This window comes from Nonomuraea sp. NPDC050202 (assembly GCF_040656115.1).
In the GTDB taxonomy this organism is placed as follows: domain Bacteria; phylum Actinomycetota; class Actinomycetes; order Streptosporangiales; family Streptosporangiaceae; genus Nonomuraea.
Genome location: NZ_JBFALF010000023.1, coordinates 188,073 through 197,572, shown reverse-complemented (window position 1 = coordinate 197,572; position 9,500 = coordinate 188,073). Strand labels below are relative to the sequence as shown.

Annotated in this window: 7 protein-coding genes; 1 reads left to right on the top strand and 6 read right to left on the bottom strand. The window is 70.7% G+C overall.

The window, feature by feature from the left end; genetic code table 11:
• Positions 1 to 404: substrate-binding domain-containing protein (locus AB0I79_RS42505; protein ID WP_357885901.1), on the top strand; the 404-nt coding region annotated here is incomplete at its 5' end.
• Between the two features lie 60 nt (positions 405 to 464).
• Here the strand turns inward: AB0I79_RS42505 and AB0I79_RS42500 are convergent.
• The 6 genes from AB0I79_RS42500 to AB0I79_RS42475 form a co-directional block, all read right to left on the bottom strand.
• Positions 465 to 3,938 (bottom strand): ThuA domain-containing protein, encoded by a 3,474-nt coding sequence (locus AB0I79_RS42500; protein WP_357885899.1) that lies wholly within the window; start codon positions 3,936 to 3,938, stop codon positions 465 to 467.
• 65 nt (positions 3,939 to 4,003) lie between these two features.
• A complete protein-coding gene (locus AB0I79_RS42495) occupies positions 4,004 to 4,837 on the bottom strand; it encodes a sugar phosphate isomerase/epimerase family protein (protein ID WP_357885897.1) in 834 nt (277 codons plus the stop codon).
• 39 nt (positions 4,838 to 4,876) lie between these two features.
• Complete coding sequence (locus AB0I79_RS42490) at positions 4,877 to 6,073, bottom strand: ABC transporter substrate-binding protein (protein ID WP_357885895.1); 1,197 nt, start codon at positions 6,071 to 6,073, stop codon at positions 4,877 to 4,879.
• Positions 6,060 to 7,010 (bottom strand): ABC transporter permease, encoded by a 951-nt coding sequence (locus AB0I79_RS42485; protein WP_357885893.1) that lies wholly within the window; start codon positions 7,008 to 7,010, stop codon positions 6,060 to 6,062. Before AB0I79_RS42485 ends, AB0I79_RS42490 begins: the two co-directional genes overlap by 14 nt.
• Positions 7,007 to 8,020, bottom strand: a complete 1,014-nt coding sequence (locus tag AB0I79_RS42480; RefSeq protein ID WP_357885891.1) for an ABC transporter permease — start codon at positions 8,018 to 8,020, stop codon at positions 7,007 to 7,009. The genes AB0I79_RS42485 and AB0I79_RS42480 overlap by 4 nt, the downstream gene beginning before the upstream one ends.
• Entirely contained in the window at positions 8,021 to 9,451 is a 1,431-nt protein-coding gene (locus AB0I79_RS42475) for a sugar ABC transporter ATP-binding protein (protein WP_357885905.1), read from the bottom strand.
• Positions 9,452 to 9,500: the final 49 nt, after the last annotated feature.

The following is a 9,500-nucleotide window of genomic DNA, read 5'->3' as shown; positions in this document are numbered from 1 at the left end:
TGGCCGGCATCCCCGCCGACCCCCAACTCACCGCCCGCGGCGACTTCCTCATCGAAGGCGGCCTCACCCAAGCACACCGCCTCCTCCGCCTGCCCGACCCACCCACCGCCATCTTCGCCACCAACGACGGCCAAGCCATCGGCGTCTACCACGCCGCCCACCAACTCGGCCTGCGCATCCCCGACGACCTCAGCGTGATCGGCTTCGACGACCTGCCCTCCATACGATGGACCATCCCCCCACTGACCACCATCCGCCAACCCCTCACCGACATGGCCGCCGCCGCCACCACCATGCTCCTCACCCTCGCCCACGGCGACCCCCTACCCCAGAGCCGCGTCGAACTGGCCACCGAACTCGTCGTACGCCAGAGCACCGCACCTCCCAAACGGCCACCCGCCTGACGTCGCCTTCCAGGGCACGTCCTGGGCGGCTCCAGGGTCCGTCCGGGCGTCACCTGAGGGTCAGGTTCTGGTCCACCTCTGGTTGTTCTGGCCGTTGCACGCACGGATCTGCGCCTTGGTGCCGTTGGCGGTGCCGGCGACGTCCAGGCACTTGTTCGCGCCGACGGCGGTGATGGTGCCGTCGGCGTTGAGCCGCCACTTCTGGTTGTTCTGGCCGTTGCAGTCCCAGATGATCACGCTGGTGCCGTCGGCGGTGCCGGCGCCGTTCACGTCCAGGCACTTGCCGCCGTAGACCCGCAGCTCACCGGCGCTGGTGGAGGTCCACTGCTGGTTGGGCTGCCCGTTGCAGTCCCATAGCTGCGCCTGCGCGCCGTTGGCCTGCGAGGCGCCGTTCACGTCCAGGCACCGGTTCGACGCCACACCCCGCAGCGGGCTCGTGCTGCCCGGCGAGCCGTCGCCCTGCCCGACTCCCCTGCCGTTGAAGGTGATGGAGTCCACGTCGAACGCGTTCGCGGACGGCGCCTTGAACACGACGTGGACGTCGCGGGTGCCACCCGGGTCGGTGACCTGCACCGCGGGCAGCGTCACGTAGGTGTTCCATCCTCCGGTCGCCGGCACGGGGCTGGAGGCCAGGAGGGCCCCGGTCGGCGAGTCGGCGCGCAGTTCGATGGACGCCCCCGTGCTGGACGGCGCCGAGACGCGGAAGGACACCGTGTCGATCCCGGACAGGTTCACCGGGCTGAAGGAGATCCAGTCATTGGCGGAGATGTCGCCGATGCGCCTGCCGCCTTCGGCTCCGGGCTCGTCGACGACGCGGATCCCGGACGAGCCGGTGAAGTGCTCGGCCTGCTTGTGTTTCGGCTGCAGGGTGAGGCCGGCGGAGCCCTTCAGGCCGCCGCTGTCGGTGTAGTCGGCGGACAGGACGTAGTAGACGTTGGAGGCCTCGTCGTGGCCGGACGCGGTGGTCGTGACCGTCCCGGAGCAGCCGGTGTACTGGCCGGTGTCGTGGGCGTGCTGGTCATGGCCGAGCGCCGTGATCACGTTGACCTTGGTGCAGTCGGCAGCGCCGTCCTCGGCGTCGGTGACGTCGACCGTGTAGTCCACCTCGTCGCCGAAGTCGATGAACCCGCCGTCGGGCGGGGCCGCGAAGGCCACCTCGGGACGGGAGTTGCCGACCACGACGGGCAACGTGACGCTGCCCGTCTTCCCGCCGGAGTCCCGGACGGTCAGCTTGGCCGTGTAGGTGCCGTTGGCGGTGTAGGTGTGGGAGGGGTTGGCGCTGGTGGAGGTCCCGCCGTCGCCGAACTCCCACGCGTAGGTGATCGCGTCGCCGTCGGGGTCGGACGAGCCGGCCGAGGAGAACGCCACCGTCAGCGGCGCCGTGCCCGAGTCGGGGTCGGCGCTCGCCTTGGCCAGGGGCGCGCGGTTCCCTGCCACGTAGTCGATCCGGTAGATGCTGTCGTCGGTGTTCGCGTGGCCGAACCCGTTGCCCCAGTCGGCCATGTACAGGGCGCCGTCCGGCCCGAACTTCATGTCGATCGGCGCACGCGGGGCGAGCTGCGCCACGAAGGAGTTGATCTTCAGGAGGTTGCCCGAGGAGTCCAGGCGGAACTCCTTGACGAAGTTGCGGCTCCATTCATAGAAGAACGGCGTGCCGTCGAAGTACTCGGGGAACTTGCGGTCCGAGCTGCCGGCCGGGTCGTAGCGGTAGAACGGGCCGCCCATCGGGGCGGCGCCGCCGCAGCAGTTGATCTCGGGGAACTCGGCAGAGGCGTGGTAGTTGTACCACACGGTCGCGGGCTTGGCCGCGGGCAGGTTGGTCAGGCCGGTGTTGTTGGGCGAGTTGTTGACCGGCGCCGAGCAGTTGAACTTCGCTCCGGAGGTGCTGGTGGCGAAGTTGTAGTCGTTGAACGGGAGGTTGTTGCCGACGCAGTACGGCCAGCCGTAGAAGCCCGGCTGCTTGATCAGGTTCCATTCGACGGTGCCCTCGGGGCCCCGGTTGGGGTTCGCGGCGCCCGCGTCGGGGCCGTAGTCGCCCACCGAGATCCAGCCTGTCACCTTGTCCACCGAGAAGCGGAACGGGTTGCGGAAGCCCATCGCGTAGATCTCCGGCCGGGTCCTGGCGGTGCCGGGCGCGAACAGGTTGCCGGACGGGATCGTGTAGGTGCCGTCGGGCTCGGGGTGGATGCGCAGGATCTTGCCGCGCAGGTCGTTGGTGTTGGCCGAGGACCGCTGGGCGTCGTAGTGCTCCCGGCCCGGCCGCTCGTCGATCGGGGCGTACCCGCTGGACCCGTTCGGGTTGGTGTCGTCGCCCGGCCCGATGTACAGGTTCCCGCCCGGCCCGAACGCGAGGTAGCCGCCGGTGTGGCCGGGCTCGTCGACGTTGCGGTACGCCGGAACCTCGATGATCTTCCTTTCGCTCGCCAGGTCGAGGCTGGTGCCGTTGAAGGTGAACCTCGACACCCGGTTCACCTCGCCGCCGCTGGACGGCGAGTAGTTGACGTAGATCCAGCCGTTGGTGGCGAAGCCCGGATCCAGCGCCAGCCCGATGCCGCCGTCCTCGCCGCCGTCGTACACCGGCAGGGTGCCGATGACGCGCGTGCCCCCGCCGTTGGCGGCGATCAGGTTCACCTTGCCGGAGCGCGAGATGTAGAAGACCCTGCCGTCGGCGGCCACGTCCAGCTCCATCGGCTGGTCCGGCGCGCCGTCGAGGGTCACCTTCTGGAACCGGGCCGCGACCGTGCCGCCGCAGTCGCCCGGCGCCGCGCCCGCCGCCCACTGCACCGCACCCAGCAGGTGCTGCCTGAACAGCGGCTCCGCGTAGGAGGACGCCTGGTGGCCCATCGCGGTGGCGAACACCCGGCCGCCCTCCGGGTTGTGACACCAGGAGATCGGATGGTCGGCGCCCATCCTGCTCGGCCCCGCGTCGTAGGTGGTCTCGTCCGCGGTCACCAGCACGTGCACCGAGCCCCGCGTGTTCTTGTCGAAGTTGTACCACTCCTCCGTCCGCACCCACCGGTCCGGCAGGCCCTTCGTGGCAGGGTGGACGTCATCGGCCACCTTGGCGGTGCCCTGCAGGATCGACGAGTGCGCGGTCATGTGGGCGCCGGCCAGGACGACCTGGTCCCACCACGGGAACTGCGACTCGATGTTCATGTCGGTGGCGTTGTGGATCGCGACGACGCCGCGCCCACTGCGCACGTAGGACTGGAAGGCCTGGCGCTGGGCGTCGTTGTCCCACACCATGCCGTTGGTCTGGAACATGATCACCGCGTCGTAGGTGTTCAGGGTCGCGCTCGTGAAGACGCTGGAGTCCTCGCTACGGTCGACCTGGAAGTTGTTGTCGGTCGCCAGTTGCTGGAACATCGTGACACCGGCGGGGATGGAGTCGTGCCGGTAGGAGCCGCTCGCCGTCTCGGTGAACAGCAGCACCTTGAACTGCGGCGCGGCCGCGTGCGCCACCTGCGGCGACACGGACATCAGCAGCCCCGATAAGGCCGCGACCAGGGCGATGAACAGGCGTGATCTTCGCATGAAGGGGTCTCCTGGGGGTTACCGAAGTCGGCGGATGACGGTGGGCGGGCAGGTTCACGTGGAGGTCAGAGGGTGCGCAGGTAGGCGAGGCCGTCCACGGCGAGCGCGTCCTGGCTCTCCGCGAGGGGCCGCCAGATCGAGGCAGCGGTGGCGATGGTCCGGTTGTGCGCGGTGAACGACTCGATGACGAGCGGCCCCTGATAGCCGGTGTCGCGCAGGGCCCGGGTGAAGCCGGGCCAGTCGAAGCGGTCGGCCCCCGGCGTGCCGCGATCGGTGCCGCACACCTGCACGTGCGCGACGCGATCCGCCGCCGCCCGCACCGCCTGGGCGGGGTCCTTCTCCTCGATGTTCAGGTGGTAGACGTCGAGTGCCAGGTGGCAGTCCTCGGGCAGCGCGTCGAGCGCCTGCTCGACGGTGTTGACGAGGCTGGTCTCGTACCGGTTGAGCGGCTCGACCGCGAGCTTCACCCCGCGCTCGGCCGCGTGGTCCAGGACGGGCCGCAGCCGCTCGCGCAACTCGGCGTAGACCGCCCGGCGCTCGTCCGGCGAGAGCCGCCACGTCCGGCCGACCGAGGCGTACGCAGGCCCTGCGATCACCGGGGAGCCGACGGTCACCGCCACGTCGACGCAGTGCCGCAGGTAGTCCTGGGTGGCGCGGACGGTCTGCGGTGAGGCGTCCACGAGCTCGCGCCCCGGCGGCATGACCAGCACCACGGACGCGGCCAGCCCGTGCTCGGCCAGCACCGCCGCGGCCTTGTCCGGATCCCAGTCGCCGGGTCGCTCGACGGGCAGCTCGACGGCGTCGAAGCCCCACCGGGCGATGCGGGGCGCGAGCCGCGCCAGGTCGTCGTCGGTCAGCGGGGAGACCCAGACCCAGGTGTTCACTCCGATGGAGAACATGGCGTCCCTCTTCGTCGTCGGTTCGCGGGAAGGAGCCGATCAGCCCTTCTTGCCGCCCCAGGTCTCCGGGAAGCCGGGCAGGTCCTCACAACCGCACAGCGCGTAGTGCAGCGGCGGCATGTCGGGCTTGAGATAGGCCGGCAGGTTCTCGCTGGTGACCTTCGGCTGCGGCAGGTTCCACATCTCGGGCACCTCCTCGCCCTTGAGGATCTTCAGAGCGGCGATGATCGGGGTGCGCCACTGGTAGGTCGGGTACGTGGGCGCGACGGCGGTGAGACCCGCGTCCTTCCACTTCTGCAGGAAGTCCTGCTGGTCCTCGCCGTTGATCGGCGGTACCGGCAGGCCGGCGTCCTCGAACGCCTCGATCGCGGCCACCGCCGTGGCGCCGGCGTCCATCCAGACGCCGTCGATCTTGCCGTGCCGCTGGATGTAGTCGCTGACGATGCTCTTGGTCTTGGCGGCGTCACCGTCGGTGAACTCCACGCCCACCACCTGCAGGCGGCTGTTGTCGAAGACCACCTTCGCGGCCGACCAGCGGGTCTCCAGCACGTCCACGCCGGGCAGGATGCGCAGCGCCAGCACCTTGCCGCCCGCCGGCACCTTCTCGGCCAGGAACTCGGCGGCGTCGGCGCCGAAGGCGTAGCCGCCGATGGGCTTGATGAACGTCACCGGGCAGTCCGTCTCCACGCCCCGGTCGAACACGATGACGGGCACCTTCGCGCAGGCGGCCGTCACGGCGGGGGTGAGCGTCGCCGTGGTGTTCGGCGAGACGATCAGCGCGTCGCATCCCTTGGCCTGCAGCTCGGCGATGTCGGAGATCTGCTTGTCGTCCTTGCCCTCGGCGTCCAGCGCGGTGAACTTCTCGATCTCCTCGTGCAGGCCCGCCTCGGCCTGCATCGTCTTCCACCCGACCTGGCGCCAGGGGTTGTTGACCGCCGCGTTGGAGAAGCACAGGTGGTACGGCCCGTCCTTCTTGTACTGGGCCGTGTCGATCATCTTCGGGGCGATGGCCTGCTCCCAGGGCCGGGCCGCGGGGCCCTGGGGCTGCTGGGAGCGCATGGCCAGCTGGGCGTCGAAATCGGCCTGCACGAAGAACTTCGACTGCGCACCCGTGCCGGACCCCTGAGCGCTGGTGGCGGGCGCCGCGGATCCGGTGGTGGTGGCCGGCTTGTCGGTGGTGCAGCCGGCGAGGACGAGCGCGGCGAACACGGCGACTGCGGCCTTACGACGCGGCATGGGCGTCTCCTCTTCGGGGGGTGGACTTCCGGGGAAGTCGGACGGCTCCCGCCGCGACCGCGGCGATGATGATGACGCCCTGAACGGTGAACTCCAGCGCCCCCGAGATCCCGTACAGGTTGAGCAGGGTGAACAGCGCCTCCAGCGTGACGGCCCCGGCCATGGCGGCCGGCACGGAGCCGCGGCCGCCGCCGAGCACCACGCCGCCGAGGACGACCGCGGTGATGGCGGAGAACTCCAGTCCCTGGCCGGCCTGCGCCGAGACCCCGGCGAAACCGCCGAGCAGGATCGCCGCGACGGCCGCGGCCAGGCCGGAGAGCATGAAGGCGAAGATCTTGACCCGGTCGACCCGCACCCCGGACAGCGCCGCGGCGCGCTCGTTGTCACCGGTGGCCATCAGCGTCCTGCCGAAGTCGGCGCGCATGAGCCAGATGGCCGCCGCGCCGACGGCCAGCAGGATCAGCACCGACCACGGCAGCGGCCCGAGGCCGCCGCGGCCGTACATCCGGAAGCCCTCCGACAGCGCGCCGCGCGGCGCGCCACCGGTCCACAGGAAGACCGCCCCGCTGAGGATGAGCAGCATGCCGAGCGTCACGATGAACGACGGCACCCGCAGCTTGGTGGTCACCACGCCGTTGACCAGCCCGACGAGCAGCCCGGCGGCGACCAGCAGGGCCAGGACCGGCCAGGTGGCGGACTCGTCTCCGTCGATGAGCCGCGCGGCGATCACCACTTCGGCCGTCACCAGCGAGCCGACCGACAGGTCGAACTCGCCGGAGACGATGACGAAATACTGTCCCGCGGCGAGGATCACCAGCGGCGCGGCCCGTTTGAGGAACGCCAGGAAACCCGCGGGCTCCAGGAAGAAGGGGTTGGCGACCGCGATCGCGGTCAGCAGCACCACGAGGACCGCGAGAATGGGAAGGGTTCGCCTCATGCCGCCCGCCTCGTCCCGCGCCGGGCGTAGACGGCCACCGCGATGACGATGACCACGCCGCGGACCACGTCCTTGGCGAAGGAGTTGACCTCGAGCTGGTTGAAGAGGGTGTCCAGGACGGCCAGCAGCAGCACCCCGCCCACGGTCCCGGCCACGCCGCCCTTGCCTCCGGCCAGCGCGGTCCCGCCGAGCACGACCGCGGCGATGGACTCCAGGTCGTAGCCGCCGTCGGTGCCCACCGTGGGCGCCCCCGCCCCGAGCCTGGCGGCCAGCAGCAGGCCGGCGATGCCGGCGCAGACCGAGCAGAGCACGTGAGTGATCACGATGACGCGGGCCGTGCGGATGCCGGACAGCCGGGCGACCTCCTCGTCGCCGCCGACCGCGTAGATCCGGTATCCCAGCCGGGTCCTGCTCAGCAGGAACCAGGCCGCGACGGCCACGCCCGCCCAGAGCAGGGCGGAGACGGGGATCGGCCCCACGCGGGAGTATCCGAGAAGCTGGAACGACTCGGGAACCTTGCCCGCCGGGCCGTCGTACAGGTGGTCGACGATGCCCTTGATGATCAGGGCGACGCCGAGCGTGGCGATGAAGGGGTGGACCTGGAGCCTGGTGATGACCAGCCCGTTGACCAGCCCCACCAGCGAGCTGATGACCAGCACCGCGGCGACCGCCGGCCCGATGCCGCCGTCCTGGCCCGCCATGATCTCCGCCGCGACCAGCGAGGCCAGGCTGATCAGGTACGCCACGGACAGGTCGAGCGACCCGGCCAGGATCGCCAGCGTCTGCCCGATCGCCACGATGCCGAGGGCCGCGGAACGCTGCTGGATCCCGACGACGCTCTCCATGGTGAGGAACTGGCCGCCGTCGAGCGCGACGAGGGCCCAGCCGATCGCGACCAGGCCGAGCAGCGCGAGGAACACCACCTGCGTGGGGTCGCGCAGGCACGCCGCCAGACCGCCGCGCGACCGGCTGCCGCGGGCGGGGCGGGGAGGGCGGGTGAGCAGGTTCATTCAGCCCACCTCTCCGGCGGCCAGGCGCATGACGGCCTCCTCGGAGGCCCCGGCAGGCAGCGTGCCCGCGATGCGGCCGTCGCGCAGGACGACGACGCGATCGCTCATGCCGATGAGCTCGGGCAGCTCTGAAGAGATCATCATGATGGCCATGCCGTCGTCGGCCAGCTCGCGCATCAGGTCGTGGATCGCGGCCTTGGCCCCGACGTCGACACCCCTGGTCGGCTCGTCGAACAGCAGCACCCGCGGCGCCATCGTCATCCATTTCACGAGCACGACCTTCTGCTGATTGCCGCCGGACAGGTAGCGGACCTCCTGTTCCTGGCGCGCAGGCGACAGGCCCACCCGTTGGAGCAGGTCGCGCACGCCGTCACGGTTCCGGGCGCCCACCGCGCGGGCGACGAGCAGGACGTTGTCGCGCACCGACTGGCGCAGCGCGAGCCCTTCGGCCTTGCGGTCCTCGGTCACGAGCCCGATGCCCATGGCCACGCCTGCCCGGACCGAGCGCGGGCGCGACGGGATCATCTCGCCCGTGGTGAACGGCTCCGCGCCGAAGATCGCTTTGGCGAGCTCCGACCTGCCGGATCCCTGCAGGCCGGCGATGCCGACGATCTCCCCGGCACGCAGCTCCAGATCGATGTCGCGGAGCTTGTGGTTGCCGGCCGCGCGCAGGCTGAGCCGTACCTCGCCGGCCCCGGCCGAGCGGGGCGGGAAGTAGGCGCCGAGGTCGCGGCCGACCATCAGGCGGATCAGCTCGCCGGGGGTCACCTCGCCGGCCGGGAGCGTGGTGACGCGGGAGCCGTCCTTGAGCACGGTGACCCGGTCGGCGAGGTCGAACACCTCGCGTAATCGGTGGGAGATGTACACGACGGCGACGCCGCGTTCCCTCAGCCGGCCGATCAGCCGGTAGAGCGACTCGACCTCGTGCTCGGCGAGCGCCGCGCTGGGCTCGTCCATGACGACGAGCCGGGCGTTCATCGACAGCGCCTTGACGATCTCGACGAGCTGCCGCTGGGCCACCGGCAGGCGCTTGACGGTGTCGCGAGGGCCGAAGGAGTCCTCGCCCAGCTCGGCGAGGAGCCGCGCGGTCGCCTCCTCCATGGCGGCCCGGTCGACCAGGCCGCGCCTGACGGGCTCGCGCCCGAGGAACACGTTCTCGGCGACGGTGCGCTCGGGCAGCAGGTTGAACTCCTGGTAGATGATCGCGATGCCGGAGCGCTGCGCCTCGAGAGGATGGCCGAAGGAGACGGGCCGGCCGTCGATCTCGATGGTGCCCTCGTCCGGCGCGTGAACCCCGCAGATGATCTTCATGAGGGTGGACTTGCCGGCGCCGTTCTCACCGACGACGGCGTGGACCTCGCCGGACGTCACGTCGAGGTCCACCCCGGACAGCACCCGCACGCCCAGGAAGCTCTTGCCGATGCCGCGCATGCTCAGCACGTATTCCGCCCTCTCGAAGTAGCTCTCATCAGCGCGGGCT